At 71.5% G+C, this 19254-nt stretch carries 20 protein-coding genes and 1 tRNA gene; 10 read left to right on the top strand and 11 right to left on the bottom strand.

Going from position 1 to position 19254, the window contains the following annotated elements:
- Positions 1–41: 41 nt before the first annotated feature.
- The gene (locus ACZ4UV_RS03480; protein WP_467835650.1) at positions 42–1340 is read left to right on the top strand and encodes a polysaccharide deacetylase family protein; all 1299 of its coding nucleotides are present in this window, start codon (positions 42–44) and stop codon (positions 1338–1340) included.
- 143 nt (positions 1341–1483) lie between these two features.
- Positions 1484–2656, top strand: a complete 1173-nt coding sequence (locus tag ACZ4UV_RS03475) for an amidase domain-containing protein (RefSeq protein ID WP_390045304.1) — start codon at positions 1484–1486, stop codon at positions 2654–2656.
- Here ACZ4UV_RS03475 and ACZ4UV_RS03470 read toward each other — a convergent pair.
- From ACZ4UV_RS03470 to ACZ4UV_RS03460, 3 genes are all read right to left on the bottom strand, one after another.
- Complete coding sequence (locus ACZ4UV_RS03470) at positions 2644–3207, bottom strand: DUF4383 domain-containing protein (RefSeq protein ID WP_451019650.1); 564 nt, start codon at positions 3205–3207, stop codon at positions 2644–2646. The two genes, ACZ4UV_RS03475 and ACZ4UV_RS03470, sit on opposite strands and share 13 nt — an antisense overlap.
- Before the next feature lie 69 nt (positions 3208–3276).
- Positions 3277–4668 carry a hypothetical protein gene (locus ACZ4UV_RS03465; protein WP_451019651.1) on the bottom strand — a complete coding sequence of 464 codons (1392 nt, stop codon included), beginning with the start codon at positions 4666–4668 and terminating at the stop codon, positions 3277–3279.
- 90 nt (positions 4669–4758) lie between these two features.
- On the bottom strand, positions 4759–5025 hold the full coding sequence (locus ACZ4UV_RS03460) for a type II toxin-antitoxin system antitoxin (RefSeq protein ID WP_467835647.1): 267 nt from the start codon (positions 5023–5025) through the stop codon (positions 4759–4761).
- On the opposite strand from ACZ4UV_RS03460, the gene ACZ4UV_RS03455 reads away from it, so the two are divergent.
- The 3 genes from ACZ4UV_RS03455 (at position 5024) to ACZ4UV_RS03445 (ending at position 6577) form a co-directional block, all read left to right on the top strand.
- Positions 5024–5197 carry a helix-turn-helix domain-containing protein gene (locus ACZ4UV_RS03455; protein WP_467835645.1) on the top strand — a complete coding sequence of 58 codons (174 nt, stop codon included), beginning with the start codon at positions 5024–5026 and terminating at the stop codon, positions 5195–5197. The genes ACZ4UV_RS03460 and ACZ4UV_RS03455 overlap by 2 nt on opposite strands.
- A 15-nt stretch (positions 5198–5212) precedes the next feature.
- The gene (locus ACZ4UV_RS03450; protein ID WP_467836517.1) at positions 5213–6340 is read left to right on the top strand and encodes an RNA-guided endonuclease InsQ/TnpB family protein; all 1128 of its coding nucleotides are present in this window, start codon (positions 5213–5215) and stop codon (positions 6338–6340) included.
- 165 nt (positions 6341–6505) lie between these two features.
- Positions 6506–6577, top strand: a tRNA-Val gene (locus ACZ4UV_RS03445).
- Positions 6578–6624: 47 nt separating this feature from the next.
- Here ACZ4UV_RS03445 and ACZ4UV_RS03440 read toward each other — a convergent pair.
- Positions 6625–6954: a hypothetical protein gene (locus ACZ4UV_RS03440; RefSeq protein ID WP_390045310.1), complete on the bottom strand. Its 330-nt coding sequence runs from the start codon at positions 6952–6954 to the stop codon at positions 6625–6627.
- An 88-nt stretch (positions 6955–7042) separates the two neighbouring features.
- The gene (locus ACZ4UV_RS03435; RefSeq protein WP_451019654.1) at positions 7043–7330 is read right to left on the bottom strand and encodes a hypothetical protein; all 288 of its coding nucleotides are present in this window, start codon (positions 7328–7330) and stop codon (positions 7043–7045) included.
- Between the two features lie 144 nt (positions 7331–7474).
- On the opposite strand from ACZ4UV_RS03435, the gene ACZ4UV_RS03430 reads away from it, so the two are divergent.
- Complete coding sequence (locus ACZ4UV_RS03430; protein ID WP_451019655.1) at positions 7475–8101, top strand: methyltransferase family protein; 627 nt, start codon at positions 7475–7477, stop codon at positions 8099–8101.
- Positions 8102–8124: 23 nt separating this feature from the next.
- Here the strand turns inward: ACZ4UV_RS03430 and ACZ4UV_RS03425 are convergent, their stop codons facing one another.
- Positions 8125–10014 (bottom strand): SMI1/KNR4 family protein, encoded by a 1890-nt coding sequence (locus ACZ4UV_RS03425; RefSeq protein WP_451019656.1) that lies wholly within the window; start codon positions 10012–10014, stop codon positions 8125–8127.
- 119 nt (positions 10015–10133) lie between these two features.
- On the opposite strand from ACZ4UV_RS03425, the gene ACZ4UV_RS03420 reads away from it, so the two are divergent.
- Positions 10134–10733, top strand: coding sequence for a phosphoribosylanthranilate isomerase (locus ACZ4UV_RS03420; RefSeq protein WP_390045316.1), 600 nt, complete (start codon positions 10134–10136; stop codon positions 10731–10733).
- Here the strand turns inward: ACZ4UV_RS03420 and ACZ4UV_RS03415 are convergent.
- Entirely contained in the window at positions 10705–11625 is a 921-nt protein-coding gene (locus ACZ4UV_RS03415; RefSeq protein WP_451019657.1) for a ketopantoate reductase family protein, read from the bottom strand. The genes ACZ4UV_RS03420 and ACZ4UV_RS03415 overlap by 29 nt on opposite strands.
- Positions 11626–11715: 90 nt before the next feature.
- On the opposite strand from ACZ4UV_RS03415, the gene ACZ4UV_RS03410 reads away from it, so the two are divergent.
- Positions 11716–11946 carry a DUF2277 domain-containing protein gene (locus ACZ4UV_RS03410; RefSeq protein ID WP_351494278.1) on the top strand — a complete coding sequence of 77 codons (231 nt, stop codon included), beginning with the start codon at positions 11716–11718 and terminating at the stop codon, positions 11944–11946.
- A 93-nt stretch (positions 11947–12039) separates the two neighbouring features.
- On the opposite strand, the gene ACZ4UV_RS03405 is transcribed toward ACZ4UV_RS03410, so the two are convergent.
- The 4 genes from ACZ4UV_RS03405 to ACZ4UV_RS03390 form a co-directional block, all read right to left on the bottom strand.
- On the bottom strand, positions 12040–12609 hold the full coding sequence (locus ACZ4UV_RS03405; RefSeq protein ID WP_451017985.1) for a DedA family protein: 570 nt from the start codon (positions 12607–12609) through the stop codon (positions 12040–12042).
- Between the two features lie 190 nt (positions 12610–12799).
- Positions 12800–14671: an FAD/NAD(P)-binding protein gene (locus ACZ4UV_RS03400; protein ID WP_467836511.1), complete on the bottom strand. Its 1872-nt coding sequence runs from the start codon at positions 14669–14671 to the stop codon at positions 12800–12802.
- 223 nt (positions 14672–14894) lie between these two features.
- On the bottom strand, positions 14895–16520 hold the full coding sequence (locus tag ACZ4UV_RS03395; protein ID WP_467835641.1) for an alkaline phosphatase D family protein: 1626 nt from the start codon (positions 16518–16520) through the stop codon (positions 14895–14897).
- Between the two features lie 64 nt (positions 16521–16584).
- A complete protein-coding gene (locus tag ACZ4UV_RS03390; protein ID WP_451017987.1) occupies positions 16585–17238 on the bottom strand; it encodes an HNH endonuclease family protein in 654 nt (217 codons plus the stop codon).
- 422 nt (positions 17239–17660) lie between these two features.
- Between ACZ4UV_RS03390 and ACZ4UV_RS03385 the strand changes: the two genes are divergently transcribed.
- Both ACZ4UV_RS03385 and ACZ4UV_RS03380 read left to right on the top strand, forming a co-directional pair.
- On the top strand, positions 17661–18242 hold the full coding sequence (locus ACZ4UV_RS03385; protein ID WP_451017988.1) for a TMEM165/GDT1 family protein: 582 nt from the start codon (positions 17661–17663) through the stop codon (positions 18240–18242).
- A gap of 188 nt (positions 18243–18430) precedes the next feature.
- A complete protein-coding gene (locus tag ACZ4UV_RS03380) occupies positions 18431–19093 on the top strand; it encodes an HAD-IA family hydrolase (RefSeq protein ID WP_451017989.1) in 663 nt (220 codons plus the stop codon).
- Positions 19094–19254: the final 161 nt, after the last annotated feature.

Here is a 19254-nt window from a genome sequence, read left to right as displayed (position 1 = left end):
ACGAAGCTCCCCACGCCACCCACCCGCAGAATGAGCCGAGCATGAAGCCCCGCACGAAGCCGACAGCCGGCGGCCACCGCCGCAAGGCGCCCGCCCGTGACCGCCGTCCAGCCCGCCCGGAGGTCATGACCCTGGCCGCCTTCCTGGTCGTGGCCTCCCTCGTCGCGGGCTACCTGGTGCTCACCAGACAGGACGACACCGCGCCCACCGCCGCCGGGACCACGAAGGCCTCCCCGTCGGCGTCGGCGTCGCCGAAGTGGGACGGCAAGACCCACGTCCTGGGCGACGGCTCGACGTCCTACACCGGGCCGCAGAAGGACCAGCTGAAGCCCGAGAAGCTCAAGCCGGGGGAGAAGCCGCCCCAGTTCGTGGTCTTCTCCTGGGACGGCGCCCTGGAGGGCTCCGACCATCTCTTCTCGCACTACCGGGAGATGGCCAAGGAGTACAACGCCCACATGACCTTCTTCCTCACCGGCATCTACCTGCTGCCCAAGAGCAAGAAGACCCTCTACACCGGTCCGATGCACCAGCCCGGCGACGCCGCCATCGACTACGCCACCGACGAACACATCCGCACCACCCTGGAACAGCTGCGCGAGGCCTACAACGACGGCAACGAGATAGGCACCCACTTCAACGGCCACTTCTGCGAGAAGAAGGGCGGCGGCGAGTGGAGCGTCGAACAGTGGAAGAGCGAGATCGACCAGTTCTACAAGTTCGTGGAGAACTGGAAGACCAACACCGGCTTCAAGGACATTCCCGCCCTGCCCTTCGACTTCAAGCAGGAGGTCGTCGGCGGCCGCGCACCCTGCCTGGAGGGCCAGCCCAACCTGCTGAAGGCCCTGCAGAAATACGGCTACAACTGGAAGTACGACGCCAGCTCCCCCGGCGACTTCCAGATCTGGCCCTCGAAGAAGGACGGCCTCTGGAACTTCCCGCTGGAGATGCTCCCCTACCCCGGCGGTGACTACCAAGGCCTGTCCATGGACTTCAACTTCCTCTACAACCAGTCCAACGGCGAGACCGACGGCGACCCCTCCAAGTACGCCGATTGGGAGCAGCAGACCGTCGACTCCTACATGGACGGCTTCAACCGCGTCTACTACGGCAGCCGCGCCCCGCTGTTCATCGGCAACCACTTCGAGGACTGGAACGGCGGCATCTACATGAAGGCCATCGACCAGGTCATCCCGAAGATATGCACCAAGAAGGGCGTCAAGTGCGTCTCCTTCAAGGAACTCGCCGACTGGATGGACGCCCAGGACCCGGCCACCCTCGCCCGGTTGCGCACCCTGGACCCCGCCCAGGCCCCGGCGGACTGGTCGAGCATCGTGAAGTGAGCCTTGTACCGACTTATGACAGGCGGTTCAAGTCGGCGCGGCAGCAAGCGGATTCCAATCCTGCAACCCCCTTCACAGGAGTCACACACGCCGTGCGAAGATGCCGTCGCCCGGTAGGAGTACCGGCGTAGAGGGGAACATCATTGAAATCCAGAAAACTGAGCCGTAAGCGCAGCCGCGCGGCCATAGTCACGGCGACGGCAGCCTCGGTCGTCGCGGGCGTCGCCTTCGCGGCGAACTGGAGCGCGGGCGCGGCCGTCGTCGACGACCCGACCGTGAACGCCGCGACCAAGGCGACTTTCCAGAAGCTGGCCGACGCGGTCTTCACCGACCGCACCCAGGCCCTCGTGCAGGGTGCCTCGCAGAAGAAGCAGACGTCCCGCTTCTCCGGTGACGTCCGGCTCTCCGGCACCCAGTCGCGCGACGAGAACGCGGCGCTGACCCAGCTGCGCGGCCGCCAGAGCAGCATCGCCAAGGCCGGCGAGACGTACAGCGCCGGCAGCACCCAGGTCACGCTCGACGCGACCCGCGTGACCGGCCGCACCGCCAAGGCCGACGTCACCGAGACGACGACGCTGACCTACGCGAAGGCCGCCTCCGGCACGCCGAAGACCACCGGCTTCCAGGCCCACCACGAGCTGACCTTCAAGGCCGACCGGCAGGGCACCTGGCAGCTGACGAACATCCAGGACACCGACGACGGCGGCCTCGCCGTCAACACGCTGTCCAAGCCCTCGGTCAAGGCGCCCGCCACCGGCGACGACGGCAACACCACGCCGGACGCCCCGCGCGCGGCCATCACGCGCAACCCGACGCCCGTGCCGAAGACCCTCACCGGCGGCACGTACGACTACAAGGCGATGGCCGCCTACGCCGAGAAGTACGTCTACAACTACAACCCGGCCTACCCGGACTACAACAACGAGACGGCCGGCGGCGACTGCACCAACTTCGTCAGCCAGTCGCTCAAGGCCGGCGGCTGGAAGCACGTCCCGGGCTACGTGTACGACTACACGAAGTGGTTCGGCACCGCCGACATCCAGTCGGACTCGTTCGTCGGCGTCAACGAGTGGTCCTGGTTCGCCCAGAACTCCAAGCGGACCACCCCGCTCGCCAACGTCTTCCAGGCGCAGGTCGGCGACGTCATCCAGATGGACTTCGACCGGGACGGCTCGAAGGACCACACGATGATCGTCACGTACGTGGCCAACGGCATCCCGTACGTGACCTACCACTCCAACAACACCTACCGCAGGTCGCTGGCGAGCCTCGTCGCGTCGTACCCGAACGCGTACTACTACGCCTACCGCACCTGATCATCGGCAGCTGTCACGGCCCGCTGCTCCGCCTCGGGGTGGCGGGCCCGCCAGTACGGGTTGTCGTGCGGCAGGTTCGTACTGACCCTGCCGTACATCCCGAACACCATCAGCACGAGACCCACCACGAAACTGAACAGCACGTTCTGGATCTTGAAGGCCAGGAAGTCCGAATCCGTGTCCAGCAGTCCCAGGAACAGGAAGCCGTTCAGGATGAACAGCACCCCGAGGACCATGTTCAGCGTGGACGCGAAGTTGCCGCCGATCACCATCCCCACGAACAGCAACAGCCCGACACAGATCGACAGCACACTCAGCGCGCCGTTGGTGTTCAGGCCGATCGCGGAGTTCCCGCCCGTGTCGAAGAAGCCGATGTTGTCGGTCAGCCCGAGGATCCCGAAGGCCAGCAGGAACAGGCCCATCAGCCCCGCCCCGATCCGGTAGACCCGGTTCAGCCGGTGATCGACGGGCAGCGCCTCGTCGAAAACGATCCGCGGCCGCGACATCCCCGAATGTGCTGAGTGTCCCGAATGAGCCGTGTGTGAGGCCATCTCCGCCTCCCCATCTGGATTGCGGGTCGCCTCCCAATATCCGCCTGCGCCGACCGGACGGCAAACGGCTCACGGGTGACCGGTGCCGCGGTCCTCCCGGATCTGCGCCACCGTCCGTGCCACCGACTGCCGCACCGCCTCCGTCTCCGTCAGGAAGTGCCAGTAGTCGGGATGCCGCCCCTCCAGCGTCCCCACCGCCCGGTCCAGCCGCGCCACCGCGTCGTCCAGCGGCCGCGCGTGCCGCGGATCCGGGCTGGACCGCCCGGCCATCGCCAGCCGCTGAGCGTCCCGGATCGCGAACCGCGTCCGCTCGATCTCCGCCTGCGGATCCTTCTGTACGGCGTTCAGTCGGCCCAACCGGTCACCGGCCGCGGAAACCGCCTCGTCCGTACTGTTCAGCAGCGCCCGCACGGTCGACAGCAGCGACGTGGCGTCCGCCCACCTCTGCGCGTCCCGCGCGGCCTGCGCCTCCCGCAGCTTCACCTCGGCCTGCCGCACGTTCTCCGCCGCCTGCTGCGGCACCTGCTGCAGGTCCTGCCAGCAGGCCGCCGAGAACCGCCGCCGCAGCTCGCTGAGGACCGGGTCCACCTGCCCGGCCCGCGTGGTCAGCGCCTGCGCACGCGTCCGCAGGCTCACCAGCCGGTGATCGATCTCCGCGGCCTGCTCCGGCAGCCGCTCGGCCTCGACCCGGATCGCCTCGGCCTCCCGCTGCACCCGCCCGGCCCGCTCCAGCGTCGCCTGCACGCCATGCTGCCCCGCGCCCTGGTTGAGCCTGGTCAGCTCGGGCGACAGCGCGGCCAGCCGGGCCGCCAGCTCATCGGCCCTGAGGGGGGTCTTCCGCACCGCATCCAGCGCATTACTGGCCGCCAGCAGCGCCTGCCGGGCCCGCTCCACGGCGGGCGCCAGCCGCGCCAGCTGCGTCTCGGCCTTGCCGAGCAACGGCCCGAGCGACTCCCCGAACCGGTCCAGCTCCCCCCGGACCCGCACCAGCTCGTCCTTGGCCCCGGAGATCTCCCCCCGCGCCCGCGCCGCCGTGGCGGCCTCCAGGTCGTCCCGGTCCAGGTCATAGGCGTCGATGGCCTGGATGTACCGGTTGCTCACCTCGTCGATCCGCCGGCCCAGCGCCTCGAAGTCGGAGACGGCACGACGGGCCGCCGGCGAGTCGTCGACGGCGGAGATGGTCTCTATCGAGATCCGCAGGTCCCGCTGGGCGGTGTCCAGCTCGTAGAACGCGGCGGCCGCGGCGTCCTTGGCCGCCTGCGCCTCCGCCCGCTGACTCTCCGCGCGCCCCCCGAACCACCGCCGGGTCCCGCCACCGGCGAACGCCCCCGGCACCACCAGCACCGCCAGCAACGGCAGGCTCACCAGCCCGAGAACATCCCGGAGCGGCGTGCGCCGGGCCCGTACGGGAGGCGGGTACGACTGCTCGGATACCGCCGAAGTCGCCGATGTCCCCGTCACTTCTCCCTCTCCCGTACCACGCTGCGCCCTCTGTCCTGGCGGTCGCTGCAATTCTCCCACCGATCTTTCCGGGCAAGGGTGCCCGGTTCTTCAGGGCTGCAGTGAATGCCCGTTCCCGCGTAGCGGGGAAGGGGTTGCAGGGTCGCCGCCGGGGCGATCCGGCGTACCTGAGGACTCGGTGGCACGCCGCAGGTACCACAACATCTGCCCATGGGCGGAGCGTCCGTCACGTTCGGCCGCTGCCTTGATGGCCGCATGAAGGTCGTCGGGGAGCCGGAGATTGAAGTTCACCATGCACCCAGAGTAGACCCGGATCGGGTTTGGCCGAGGATCAAAGTGCACCCATAATGGGTGCATGAGTCGTTTCCGGATGTACCCCACGGGCGAGCAGGAGCAGCAGATGCTGCTGCACTGCGCGCACGCTCGGTACGTCTGGAACCTCGCTGTCGAACAGCACTCGCACTGGAAGCCGGGCCGCAAGTCCGCCCCTGGCTTCGTCGAGCAGTGCCGCCAGCTCACCGAAGCCTGACACGGCAACGAGTGGCTGCGCGCCGGCAACCAGACCGTCCAGGCCCAGGCTCTCAAGGACTTTGCCCAGGCCAAGAACGCGCGTGTCACCTCCGGGTTCGGGGAACCGACCTGGCGCAAGAAGTTCCGGCAGGAGGGCTTCCGCGTCATCGGCGACGAGCGCGTACCCGAGTACAACGAGGACGGCACGCCGAAGCTGAACGCGAAGACCGGCAAGCAGGTCATGGGCCGGTCCGTCGTGGTGCAGAAACTGAACCGCCGCTGGGCGCAAGTCAAGGTGCCCGGCTGCGGCTGGGTACGCTTCCGCCTCGGCGTCAAGGGAAACGGTGCCGAGCTCCCGTCGGCGAAGACGTTCCGTGTGACGCTCAAGAACGGGCAATGGCACGCCGCGTTCGCCGTCATCCCCGACCCCATCGACGCGCCGGGCACGGGCGAGGTCATCGGTATCGACCGGGGCGTGAAGATCACCGCCGCTCTCTCCGACGGCCGCACCCTCAACTGTCCCCGGCTCACCACCAAGGAACAGGCGCAGGTCCGCAAGCACCAGCGGCGCGCGGCACGCGCGCCCAAGGGCAGCGAACGCAAAACGGCCGAGTACGCCAAGGTCGCCAGGCTCAAGGCGCGGGAATCGGACCGGCGTAAGGACTGGTGCGAGAAGACAAGCACCATGCTCGCCCGGTCGTACGACCTGGTGCGGTTCGAGAAACTGAACATCACGTCGATGACCGCCAGGGCCAGAGCGAAGCCCGACCCGGACCGGCCCGGCCAGTACCTCAAGAACGGCCGGGCAGCCAAGGCGGGACTCAACCGGGCGATCCTCGCCCAAGGGTGGGGGCTGCTGCGGCAGCGCGGGCACAAGGCCCCCGGCCGGGTCGAAGACGTACCGGCCCCGTACACCAGCCTGCGATGCAGCGCCTGCGGATGGATCGAGAAGAAGTCGCGCAAGAGCCAAGCCGACTTCGAGTGCGTATCCTGTGGGTTCACCTGCAACGCAGACACCAATGCATCAACCAACGTCGCGGCAGGACAGGGCGGCATTCTTCGCCCCCGGCGCTCAGCCGGTGCCGGAGGGACGACACCGCCCCATCAGCGGTCGAGCGTCCGTGAACTTCAACCCACCTGGGTTGGAATCCCCCTCTTTTGAGAGGAGGAGGATGTCAATCGTGAAAGACGAACACACGCGACACGCGGGCGAAATGCGATGAGCCGGGCACGGTTCGAACGTCCGGTCGGCGACGGCACGCGCGGTCGGCCTGGATACGGGTTTGCGGGACAGCGGCCCTGGCAATGTAGGCTGTCGACTCGTCTCGGGTGCGTAGCTCAGGGGTAGAGCGCCTGCCTTACAAGCAGGATGTCGGCGGTTCGAAACCGTCCGCGCCCACGTGAACAGAGGACCCCGGCCGATTCGGCCGGGGTCCTCCGGTGTTCTCAGCCCTTCTCGTGCGCGTGCTTGAGCCGGCTCCGGGCGTCCATGCGGTCCGGGGCCGTGACCTCAGCCCAGAAGCGGTGGCCGCTGACGAACACCGCGAGTTCGTGCTCGCGGCGGCGCAGCTTCTCCACCTCGGCCTGTTCGTCCTCGGTCCAGCCCGGGGAGGCGGGGCGCTCCACCTTGCGCCAGCCGCCCTCGTCGCTGAATCCGTCCAGCGGCTCGACCGACCAGGGGAGCCGCTTCAGCAGGGCCGACAGCTCGGCCCGGACCTGATGCAGCTCCTCCTGACCGGCGAGGAGGTCACTCGGAAAGTCATAGGTCGCAGCCACGCGGCAATGGTACGCCTGTTCGATTTTAGGTGGCGAGTTTGTTCGTGGGGTTCATGTGTTCGACGCGTGGTGCCCTCGGACCGCATCGTCACGCGCCGCCCCAGAGGTCGATCACCACCACCAGGCAACCCCCGGTGACCAGCCCCTGCACTACCGCCATGACCCACATGCGTACGCTCCACGCCGCGGCCGCCAAGATCCCCGCACACAGGGCGAGACCTCCCAGGCACGCCAGCGGGACCCACGCCGCCGCGAACGTGTAGAACGTCAAAATTGCGAGGACTCCGAACAGTGCGACCGCCTCGACCACCACCATGGCCACCGCCGCGACCGCGTCCCCGGCCCACTTCGCGCACCGTCTGATTCCGCTGTCCACGGCGGCAGCGTCTCCCGGAGCCGTGGACTCCGTCGGCCACGCCCTCATACCGATACCGGACCGGGACCCCACCGGTGGGTGGAGGCCCTCTCCATCGACCCGTGGGTGGTGGTGACCGGCCGGGTGCCGGAGGAGCCTTGAGGCATGGGATCACTGCACTCGGCACTCGTCGCTCTCACCGGTGTCTGCGTCCTGGTCTTCGTCGTGGCCTGGATCGCGGGTGCCGTCTACTTCGGCATGAAGAGCCAGGCCGGTGCACGCGGTTGGGTGCGCGGGCTGCGCCGTACGCTGCCCCGCCGGGTGCTGCTGGTCGCCGGGGTCTGGCTGTTCTCCTGGCTGGTCGGGCACACCGCCGGGTTCTGGCACCGGCTGCAGTACTGGCAGCCCGGACTCGCGCTGTTCGGCGCCCTGCTCGTCGTCGCCGCCACCGCTCTGCTGCTGTGGGCCCGCTGGGTCCTGGGCACGATGTGGGCCAGCGTCCCGACGGTCCTGGAGCACCACGAACTGCGCACCGACGGGCCCTACGGGCTGGTTCGCCACCCTATATACACCGGCCTGCTCGGACTGGTCGTCGGCGCCATGCTGGCCTGCGGCTTCGGCGTCTGGACAGCCGTCCTGGCGGTCGTCGTCCCGTGGCTGCTGAGCCGGGTACGGACCGAGGACGCGCTCATGGCCGGCCGGTTCGGGGCCTCGTACCAGGCCTACCGCCATCGCGTCCCGGCCCTCATACCGTGGACCCGGCCGACGCGGGTCCGTACCCGCCACGTATAGCGCAGGGCGGCGGGAGTCCTCCGCTACGGCCGGTGCGGCACCAGGCGGACGGTCATGTACGACTCGCCCGGGCCCGGGGCGCGGTTCCAGGGGCGGGTGCGGAGGGCGTGCAGGCGGCCTTGGGTGAGTGCGAACCGGGGCAGGCGGACGCCGAATTCGGTTCCGAGGGCCTCCAGGACACGGCGCTCGTGCTGCCGGTGCTCGTCGGGGCCGTCCGGTGGGAAGCGGAGGGGCTCCGGGACGGGACCCCGGTGTTCGGTCGTGGTGCCGAGGGCGGTCACGCCGTACCGCTCCTCGCCGTTCTCGGCCACGGAGAGGTGGAAGACGGCCGGGCGGTGGTCGCGCGACGGCCGGCTCCACACCGTGACCGTGCGAGTGTCCCGGGAAGCTGCCAGGCCCGGGGAGACGAAGCGCCGTTCGTCGAAGTTCCCATGTGACCGTGCTTCGAACACGAAGCTCCAGCCGGGGCCCGCCCGGCCGACGGCGGTCAGCGCCGTGTCTGCCCACGGCGGGATGCTCTCGACGGCGCGGAAACGCGTCTGGGCCTCCCACGGCGTCGTCGGGGCGTAGAGGGCGGTGGGTTCGCCGGCGGCGATGCGGGACGGCAGGTCGGCCGGTGCCACACCCTCCACGAGGACGAAGCGGTACGAGGCTCGCGAGGTGCCGGGGGTCTCGTCGGTCAGCCAGGTCAGGCCCGGGGGGTCCAGGTCGGCGGTGGGCGGCGGGGTGTCGCCCGGCTGTCCGGCGCGGGGTGTGGCGAGGAGTTCGCGGCCCCGGTCGGGTGTGATCAGGGGGCCGAGGAGCGGGTCGGCGCACAGGCCGAGCGGGGCGAGGTGCTCGGGGCTCAGCGGCCGCCAGTCGGGCAGGGCGGCGCGCAGGGTGTGCCAGGCCGCGTCCGTCTCGCCCCAGCGGGCCAGTTCCCGGGCCTCCTCGACGGCCCGGCCGAAGGGGCCCTCGGCGGTGTACTGGTAGGTGCCCTCCTGTATCTGCCGCAGGACCTCGTCCGCTGCCGCGCGCACCGTGTCGGAGGCGCCCGGCAGGTCGTGGGCCGCCAGACCGCCGTGCCGGCGCATGCGGGCGTGCTCGGCCGCCAGCACGGGCACGATCTCCGGGACGTACACCGGGTCGGCCGTCAGGCCGCGGAAGGACACCAGGTACGTCTCCCCGAGCAGCCGGCGGATCTGGTCGTGCAGCCCCTTGGCGCGTGGCCTGCCGTAGGCGACCGCCTCCGCCAGTGCCGCTGCTGCCTGCTCGTACCTCCCGCCCAGCGCGTCCAGCCGTGCGGCTGACACGGAGGCGTCCAGGGCGCGTGTCGTCGCGTTGTCGAACACCGGCCCGCCCTGCTGCGAGTCGCCCGCCCACAGGTGGTGGAACTCGCGGTACATCGTCTCCATGAACGTACGGAACGACCCGTACCGAGTCGGTACGTCCGCATGCCACGGCGCCCACGTGTACACGGCCCACTCGCCCGCGTCGTCCACGTCCCCGGGGTCGAGCAGGACGTAGAGGGCGTCCGACTCCACGTCCAGCTGCAGTGCCCGCCCCCACATCCCGGCGAGGAGTTCGTCCTCGGGGGTGGGGTCGTCGTCCAGCTCTCCCGGGAAGTCTTCGGACAGGCCCGCCGCGTCCTCGTGCCACCGGGCCTGGCCGGTGCCGGCGAGCACCCAGACGAACCCGCCCGCATGCCGCCAGCCGTCGCTCACCGCGAGGAAGGACCGGTACGACGGCGGCAGCCGGTGCCCGAGCCGCTCCTCCAGCTCGCGTATGCGCTCCTCCGATGCGGGCGGGAACCCCAGCCAGCGCGTCCGCAGGGGTTCTTCGTCCCGCTCCGTCGCGTCGCCGCCCTGCGCGTCCGCCCACTCCTGGCTCCAGCGGACCAGGAACGACCGCCAGTCCTCGCTCGTCTGCGTCATGCCGGTGATCCTGGCAGCCACCACTGACAAACGGCCCGGCCCGCGGGCTGAGAAGCTGGGGGACAGGGACAGGGACAGGATCGTGTTCCCGCCGGGCGGGAGAACGGAGCAGGGACAGGATGAGCGGGCAGCGGCAGCCGGCGTTCGTGAAGGTGTGCGGGCTCACCCGGGAGGAGCAGATCGACTGGGCCGTCGAGCTGGGGTACGACGCGGTCGGGATCGTCGTGACGCCGAAGAGCAAGCGGTACTGCCCGCCCGAACGGGCCGTGGCGCTGGCCGGATACGCCCGGGGACGGATCCCCGTCTTCGCGGTGGCCCTGACGCACGCAGAGACGGCCGCCGTCGCCGACCACGTCGACGTCGTCCAGATCTACGAGCCGGCCGACATCCCGAACCTCGCGCTCGCCTCCGGCACCCCGCCCGAGAAGCCGGAGGCGCTCCGGTACTTCTTCTACGACGCCAGCGCGGGCAGCGGCGTGTTCGCGGACATCCCCGACTGGGTCGGCGAGGTGCCGGGGAGGGTGGTGATCGCCGGCGGCCTCGACGAGCACAACGTCGCCGGTGTCATCGAGGAGTTCGGGCCCTACGGCGTGGACGTCTCCAGCAGCGTGGAGACCGCGCCGGGGGTCAAGAGCCGCGAGAAGATGGCCGCCTTCCTCGCCGCCGCCCGCACCCCGGGCGGAACAGCCGCTAGCGTCCGGCCTCGCGCAACTCCCTGACGATGCGGGCCGTCACCGGCACGGGTACGCCGTGCCGGTCCGCCGCGCGCAGCAACGCGCCGCCGATCGCGTCGAGTTCGAGCGGGCGTCCGGCCTCCGCGTCGCGTTGCATCGAGGACTTGGCGGCGGGCGGGAAGGCGTCGTACCGGGCCAGGGCCTGGGCCGGGTCGACGGGCGCGCCGCAGGCACGGCTGACGGCTGCGGTCTCCGCCACGAGGGAGGCCAGTTCCTCGCGGTGCCGGGTGCGGGCCTCGCCGAGGGGGAGGGCGTAGCGGGTGGTGAGGAGGGCGAACGGGGCGAGGAAGGACATCTTCGCCCAGAGGGCGGTGGTTTCGTCGTCCAGGACGCGGGTGGCCGGGCCGGCGGCGGTGAGTGCTTCGGCCAGGGACTCCAGGCGGGGGCGGGGGACCTTGTCGCCGGTCAGGTCGATCTCCGCGAAGGGGCTGGTGTGTTCGATCAGGCCGGGGGCGGTGCGGGTCGACTCGACGCGGATCACGGAGGGGGCCACGCGGTCGGGGGCGTACCGGGCGCGCAGGAGCGCGGGGTGTTCCACGCCGTTCAGGAACGGGACGAGGAGGGCGTCGCCGAGGGCCTCGGGCGGGATCCGGGTGAGGGCCGCGTCCAGGGCGGTGGCCTTGACGGTGATCAGGCAGGCGTCGACGGGTTCGCGGAGGGCGGTGTCGGCGTCGACGGGGGCCGTGAAGTCGCCGAACCGGGCGCTGCGGACCTGGATTCCGGTGGTACGGAGGGTGCCTGCCGTCTCCTCGCCCGCGAGGCAGAGGACGCGGTGGCCGGAGCGGGAGAGCAGGGCGGCGAGCAGGCCGCCGACGCCGCCGGGGCCGAGGACGGCGACGGTGAGGCGGGGGACGGGGGTGTTCGGGGTGTTCGGCATGAGTTGTCCTCTCGTCGGTCGGCCCCGGGAGCGGTGGCCGCCTCTGGAAGATCCTCGCAGGAAGGAGGGGGTCTGCGGGAGACTGGGGACATGTGCCGGAGTATCAAGACCCTGCGTCCGCCTCAGCTGGCCGAGGAGGCCACGGAGGAGGAGATCCGTGCTGCCGCGTTGCAGTACGTGCGGAAGGTGTCCGGGTTCCGGGCGCCGGCCGCGCACAACCGGGAGGTGTTCGAGCGGGCGGTGGACGCGGTTGCGGAGGCCACCGCTGCGTTGCTGGGGGGACTGGAGGTGAGGGGGCAGGGGGCTGTGAGCGGGGGCTGAGGTGGGGGTGGGGACGCTTACCGGCGCCGGCGGAGGCACGACTGCCCGCGGCTGAGGAGCTGCGACGTCGCCCGCGGCCGGAGGCGGTGGGTACTACGCCGGGCGGCGTCTTCGCATGAGGTAGCCGGCCCCGGCACCCGCGCCGAACAGTGCCGCCACCGACACCGCCGTTGCCATCCAGGTCGCGCCCAGCCACTGGGCGCCCAGCCAGCCGAGGGCGACGCTGTAGACCGCCCAGGTCAGGCCTGCCAGGGCGGACCAGGGGAGGAAGTCGCGGACGCTGCGGTGGGTCGCGCCGGCGCCGAGGGAGACGATCGAGCGGCCGGCCGGGGCGAAACGGGCCAGGACCACCAGTGCGCCGCCGCCCCGGGAGAGGGCCTCGCCGAGACGTTCCTGCGCGTTGGTCAGGCGTCGGGAGCGGGCGATCGCACGGTCCAGGCGGGCCCCGCCGCGCCGGGCCAGCCGGTAGGCGAACAGGTCGCCGAGGACCGACGCGGCGGCCGCGCAGAGGGTCAGCGCCAGGATGTCGGGCAGGGCGTGCGGCGGGACCCGTCCGGCCGACGCGCCGGTGCCCGCCGCCGCTGCCGTGGCCGCGGTGATGACCAGCACTCCGCTCGGCAGGACCGGCAGGAACACATCAAGGAGCACGGAGAGGGCCACCATGGCGTATATCCATGGTCCGGCCTCCAGCGACCCCATGCTTTCCCACACGACGGTTCCCCCGCGATTGTCCTGTTGTGCCCCCCGGCGACAGCCATACAGCGTACGCGGGGGGTGTGACAGGAGTGTCACGGGGGGCTCGTATGTTCGGCAAAGGGTTATCGGCGAACGGTCATGCGGGTGTCGTGCGGCGTCATACGGCGACCGGCGCCGGCCGTTCGGCCGCCGCCGGCCGCTCCCGGTCCGCCGCCGTCCGTGATTCCCCCTCGGCCGCCGTCCGCAGCACCGCCCGTGCTATCGCGTCCGCGTCCGACAGGGTCACCGAGTCCACACCCGGCCGGGCTCCCGCCGCGGTCACCCAGTGCACCCCCTCGGTGGGCACCCCGAAGGCGAACCGCCGTGCGTGCGGGCGGCCGTGGCGGTCGACGAGGCGGTACGGGCGTGGTGTGACGTCGACGCCGCCGGTCTCGTGGCCGTCCACCACGTGCGGGCGGCACGCGCCCTCGCGAAGCAGGCCGGCCAGCAGTGGGTCGGCGGTGCGGCGCAGGTCCGGCTCCGGGAGGCGGGCCTCCACGACGGTGGTCACCCGGACCTCCGAACCGGGGACCTCGGGGGAGCGGGCCACCCAGGCGCCGTCCGCGTGGTACACCTCCACCCCCGGTCCGAGCACGTCCACCACGCCCGCGGCCAGCAGCGCGGCGAGCTCCTCGATACGGCGGCGGGGCGGGCCGATGGACAGGAACGCGTTGAGCGGGGTGTACCAGCCGTCCAGGTGGGCCCGCCGGGAGGCGCCGGCCAGGCCGCCGTGGTCGACGATCAGCCGTATCTCGTTGCGCAGGTCGCGCAGCACGTCCAGGGCGGCCTTGAGAGGGCCGCGCACGTTGCCGAGGGCGGCCTGTGCCGCGTCCTCGCGCAGATACCCCAGGAGCCAGGCCCGCCACTGCGCGGGACCGGCGAACGTCCGGTCCCCGTACGGGTGCTGGAGGCGAGCCCAGGACCAGCGGTCCGGCTCCGGCATGCCGTGGGCGTCGAGTACGGCCGTCTCCGCGCGCCGGCCGGCGGCCGCGAGGAAGCGGGCGGTGAACCGCGGGTCGCCGGTCAGGGCGGCGTAGTAGACCGTCTCCACCTCCTTCGCGACCAGCGGCCAGATCTCCGTGAGGAAGTCGGGCGCCGCGCCGGAGTCCGCGCGTTCACGGAAGCCCGCGATCACCTCGGGAGTGAGCAGGAGCGGGGTGTGGCGGCCGTACGGGCCCTTCGCGTTGTCGCCGCGTGCCTGGTACGGGACGCCGCGCCGGGAACCCGCGTACAGGCGGGGCTCGCGGCCGGAGGGGGTGTAGTGCAGGGCGCCGTCGGGTGTGCGGGTGAAACGGCCGCCGCGGCCGGTGGTCAGCAGGGCCAGGTGGTCGAAGAAGTTGAGGCCGAGGCCGCGCAGCAGCACCGGTTCGCCGGGCGCGAGCGGGGTGAGGTCGACGTCGGCGGGGTTGGCGGGCGGGATGTGTCTGAGGCCGTGCCGGGCGGCGTGCGCGGCGAGCCGGCGTTCCGTGGTGGACGCCGTCGCCGGGAGGTGGCCCTGGGCCAGCACCACCGCCGCCAGGCCGGGCAGGGTGCGGCCGTCGTCGAGGGTGAGGGTCTGACGACGGCCGTCGGGGTCGTCGTCGAGCCGTACGGCACGGGCGCGGTGGGTCTCGACGTGGACGGCCGCCGGTGCCCGGGAGACCGTCCGCGCGAACACCCACTCCAGGTAGCGGCCGTAGTGGGCGCGGGTCGGATAGTCGTCGGGGCCCAGTGCGCCGCCGGCCGCACCGGCCGCCCACGCGTGCAGGCTGGGGCCGGGCCGTACGGGGCCCGCGCAGTCCACGCTGTCGTCGGTGAACAGGGTGACCTGGCTCGCCACGGTGTTCATCAGCAGCTCGGCCGACTGCGTCGTACGCCAGACCCGGCCCGGGCCCGGTGGCGCCGGGTCGATCACGTGGACCGTGAGACGGCGTCCCGGGGGCAGCAGTTCGGGGGCGGAGGCACAGAGGCGTTCCAGGACGCTGGTGCCGCGCGGGCCGGCACCGACCAGGGCGACGGAGACCGGCTCGGACTCCTGGACGGATTCCCGGACGGACTTCTGGGGGGACTCCTGGGGGGAGGAGGACAAAGACGTGACTCCCGGGCGAGTGGGGGCGCAGGGCAGTGACACCGCCCGCACGGGATCAGGAAGCGGACGGTCCGCCTCATCATGCCGTCGCGGTCAACGGTTGCCAACGCGCCCCCCACGTAACGCAGTTGTCACTCGGCTGACCTCATCGGGCGGTGAGGACGGACTCCGCCACGGTCTCCAGGGTCCCGTCCCGCCGGGCCCGCTCCAGCCGCAGCCGGGCCGAACGGCCGTGCAGCGTCAGCGTCATGAGCTGGTTGCCGAACCACGGGCCGCCCCTCCTGCGCCACGTCACCGGAGGCCGCGCGCACCGCCCGTGCCGGACCAGCCACCGCCCGAGGAACCGGGCCAGGGCGCTCCAGCCGAACCGGAAGCCGATCCGGATCGTCGGCGGCACGGAGTTGTGGACGGGGGAGCAGGTGAGTTGCAGCACGCGGGATTCGGGCGCGGTCCCGGCGGGCCATGCGGGCTCGGCGACGTAGGCGTGGTGGACGTCTCCGGAGAGCACGCAGACGGAGGCGGGTGCCCCGGGCCCGGAGCCGGTCCGGGCGAACAGGCCGGCCAGTTCGGCGAAGGACGCGGGGAAGGCCGCCCAGTGCTCCAGGTCGGCCGCGCGGCGCAGCCGTTCCCCGAACCGGGCCCAGCGGACGCCCCGTTCGCCCCGGCACAGTGCCGCGTCCCAGGTCTCGAGGTCGTGTATCAGGTGCGGCAGCAGCCAGGGCAGCGAGGTGCCGACGAGGAGATGGTCGTACGACTCCCGGGCGTCCAGGGCCTGTTCGCGCAGCCACTCGGCCTCGCCGGGGTCGAGCATGGCGCGGTTCTGCTCGTCCAGGACCCGGGCCGCCCGGGTGTCCACCATCAGCACCCGCACCCGCCCGAAGTCACGCCGGTAACTCCACCGTACGGAGGCCGGGTCGGCGTCGGCCCCGGCGGCGAAGGCGCGCAGCTCGTCCGTGCCGTCCGGTGCGTCGCACACGGCGGTGTACAGCGGGTCGGCGGCCAGCTCGGCCGGGGAGAGGTTGCCCAGGTGCTGGTGGACCCAGTACGACATCAGCCCGCTCAGCAGCCGCTCCTGCCACCAGGGCGTGGCGCGCAGGTCGGCCAGCCAGGCCGCGGAGGTGTTCCAGTCGTCGATCAGGTCGTGGTCGTCGAAGATCATGCAACTGGGCACGGTGGAGAGCAGCCAGCGCACCTCGGGGTCGAGCCAGGACTCGTGGTAGAGGCGGGTGTACTCCTCGTAGTCCGCGACCTCGGCGCCGGGCGCGTCCGAGAGGTCGCGGCGGGCGGCCAGCCAGCGCCGGGTGGCCGCCGAGGTCTCGTCGGCGTACACCTGGTCGCCCAGCAGCAGGAGCACGTCCGGCCGTTCACCACCGGCGGCGATGCGCGCGGCGAGGCTGTCGAGGGCGTCCGGACCTACCGGGTCCCGGCCGTCGGCGGGCGGCGCGGCCCAGCGGCAGGAGCCGAAGACGACGTGCAGGGGCTCGCCCGCGGCCGGGGTGCGGATCACCGGGGGCGGGAAAGGGGAGCCGGGCGGCGGCCACACGCGGGTGCCGTCCAGGAGGACGTCGTACGACGGTGCGGTGCCCGCAGTCAGCCCGGTGACCGGGACGAGGGCGTAGTGGTGGCCGGCCACCTGGAAGGTGCGCGCGGTGCCGCCGGCGCCGTCCGAGCAGCGCACCTCGGCGGTACCCGGACGGCTTGCCTCGACCCAGACGGTCGCCGACGAGCCGTCGGTGTACCTCAGCAGCGGTCCCAGGCGCAGTCCGGCCACAGTCCCCTCCTCCGTCGCCCCGTACGGTACGGAACGACGGAGGCCCGCGGGGAGGTTCCGGTGCTCAGCAGGCGGAGAGGTAGCTGGTGAGCGCGCTCTTCTCGGCGGAGTCGACCGAGAGGTTGTAGTAGTACTTCACCTGGACCCAGGCGCGGACGTAGGTGCAGCGGTAGGACGTGAGGGAGGGCATCCACTCGGCCGGGTCCTTGTCGCCCTTGGACTGGTTGACGTTGTCCGTGACGGCGAGGAGCTGGGGGCGGGTGACGTCGTTGGCGAGCGCCTCGCGCTGGGCGGTGGTCCACTTGCTCGCCCCGGAGTCCCAGGCCTCGGCCAGCGGGACGAGGTGGTCGATGTCGACGTCGGAGGCGGCGGTCCAGGTGGCGCCGTCGTAGGGGGAGTACCAGGAGCCGCTGGTGGCGGTGCAGGCGGAGTTGGTGACGACGTTCGTACCGTCGCGCTTGAGGATCCACTCACGGGTGTTGCAGGTGCCGCTGATGGTGTCCCAGGTGGGGAAGAGGTCGCGGTCGTAACCGGTGCGGTTCTCGGTGGCGACGGTGAGCGAGGCGAGGTAGGTGCGGGCGGTGGCGGCGCTGACCGGGGTGGGGAGGGCGGCGGAGGCGCTCGGCGAGTTGAAGAGGGCGACAGAGGCTATGAGTCCGGTAAGAGCCGCGAGTATGCTGACTCGTCGACGCGCGTAGAACGTTGAGTTGCGTGCCATGCGAACTCCCTGGTGGGGGTGGGGTGTTGGAGCGCGAGCGAGGGAATGCTCGCGCCGCCGTGTTGCCGGTGGGTGAGCGTTCGGTAAGAAGCTAATGACGCGTTCATGACATGACAAGCCGTGCGACGTGACTCACAGGCGGGACTCCCGGCCTTGGGACCGATGGCGCGGTCACGTACTCTTGACGGCGTTGAAGGGGAGTAGCTCTTCGCCGGACCGTCGACATACTGCTCAGCCCGTCTGAGCCGGCGCCCGGAGGCGGACCTCGGTCATTTCGGCCACGGCGCCGCCAGCGAGACCTTCGGCAAGCAGTGCACGCCCGTGCCCCACGGCACGGGCGACCGTGTGTGCTGCCGTGCCGAGGTGTGTCGTCTGCGAAGTGCGGTGCTCTCGGTGGGGTGGCCCCGACCGATTGAGGACCCTTGATCAGCATCACCGTGACGGCGATCGTCTTCGGCGTCATCTTCCTCGCCGAACTGCCCGACAAGACCGCGCTCGCCGGTCTGGTCCTGGGTACGCGCTACCGGGCGTCGTACGTCTTCGCCGGCGTCGCCGCGGCCTTCCTGCTGCATGTCGTGCTCGCCGTCGCGGCGGGCAGTGTCCTGACCCTGCTCCCGCAGCAGATCGTGCATGCCCTGACCGGCGTGCTCTTCCTCGGCGGCGCGGCCGTGCTGCTGATGAAGAAGGACGAGGAGGACGAGGAGATCCGCAAGCCGGCCGACCAGTCCTTCTGGAAGGTCGCCGGCACCGGGTTCACGCTCATCCTGGTCGCCGAGTTCGGGGACCTCACGCAGATCATGACGGCGAACCTCGCGGCGCGCTACGACGACCCGCTCTCCGTCGGCCTCGGCGCCGTGCTCGGCCTGTGGGCGGTGGCAGGACTCGGCATCGTCGGCGGCAAGGCGCTGATGAAGAAGGTGCCGCTGCGGCTGATCACGCAGATCGCGGCGGTGCTGATGCTGGCGCTCGGCGGGTGGAGCCTGTGGGAGGCGATCGCGGGCTGAGCGGGGGCTCGCTGCGGTCCGGTCGGGTTGAAGAGTGGGTGAACGGTCGGCGAAGGCGGTGGCGGGATCGGCGTTCTGTTTTGTACCGTAGAGAAACAAAGTGGCTCCCGCCCGTTTTCCCTGACCGGCGGGCGGGGCCGCCTTGTTCTTCCCGGCCTGCTTTCGGCCTGTGCACTAGGAGCTGCCCGATGACGGCCACCGTCCTCACCGCCCGCGCCCTCCTGCTCGACATGGACGGCACCCTCGTCAATTCCGACGCCGTCGTCGAGCGCATCTGGCGGCGCTGGTCCGAGCGGCACGGGCTGGACGGCGACGAGGTCATGAAGGTGGTGCACGGGCGCCAGGGGCATGCGTCCATGGCCGTGCTGCTGCCGGACCGGCCGATGAAGCAGAACCTCGCGGACAACGCGCGCATGCTGGCGGAGGAGACGGCCGACGTGGAGGGCGTGGTGGAGGTCCCGGGCGCCGCGGCCTTCCTCGCCTCCCTCCGGGGGCTGCCGCACGCGCTGGTGACCTCGGCGGACGTGGCGCTGTCCACGGTGCGGATGGCTGCCGCCGGGCTGCCGATGCCGGCGGTGCGGGTGACCGCGGAGTCGGTGGGCGCCAGCAAGCCGGACCCCGAGGGCTTTCTGAAGGGGGCGGCGGAGCTGGGGGTCGCTCCGGCGGACTGCGTGGTGTTCGAGGACTCGGGCGCGGGGATCGCGGCGGGGCGGGCGGCCGGGATGCGGGTCGTCGGCGTCGGCGCGCGGGCCGGGGCGCATGGGCCGGACGCGGTGGTGCGGGACCTGAGGGAGGTGCGGGTCGAGGCGGTGGCCGACGGATCGATCCGGGTGCACGTCGGCGAAGCCTGAGGCCGGAGGCAGGGACGCTCACCGGCGCTGGCCGGGCACCTCCCCCAGCCTTCGGCCGGGGGGACCCCCAGCGCCCACCCGTGCCCCCCTAGGGGCACCTCCCAGGCCCTTGAGGCACTGGGGGAGGCACGACTGCCCGCGGCTGGATCAAAGACACGGCA

The sequence above is a fragment of the Streptomyces sp. NPDC028289 genome (genome assembly GCF_055565975.1).
Note: the sequence above shows the minus strand (reverse complement) of the source record. Positions and strands in the feature narration are given on the sequence as shown.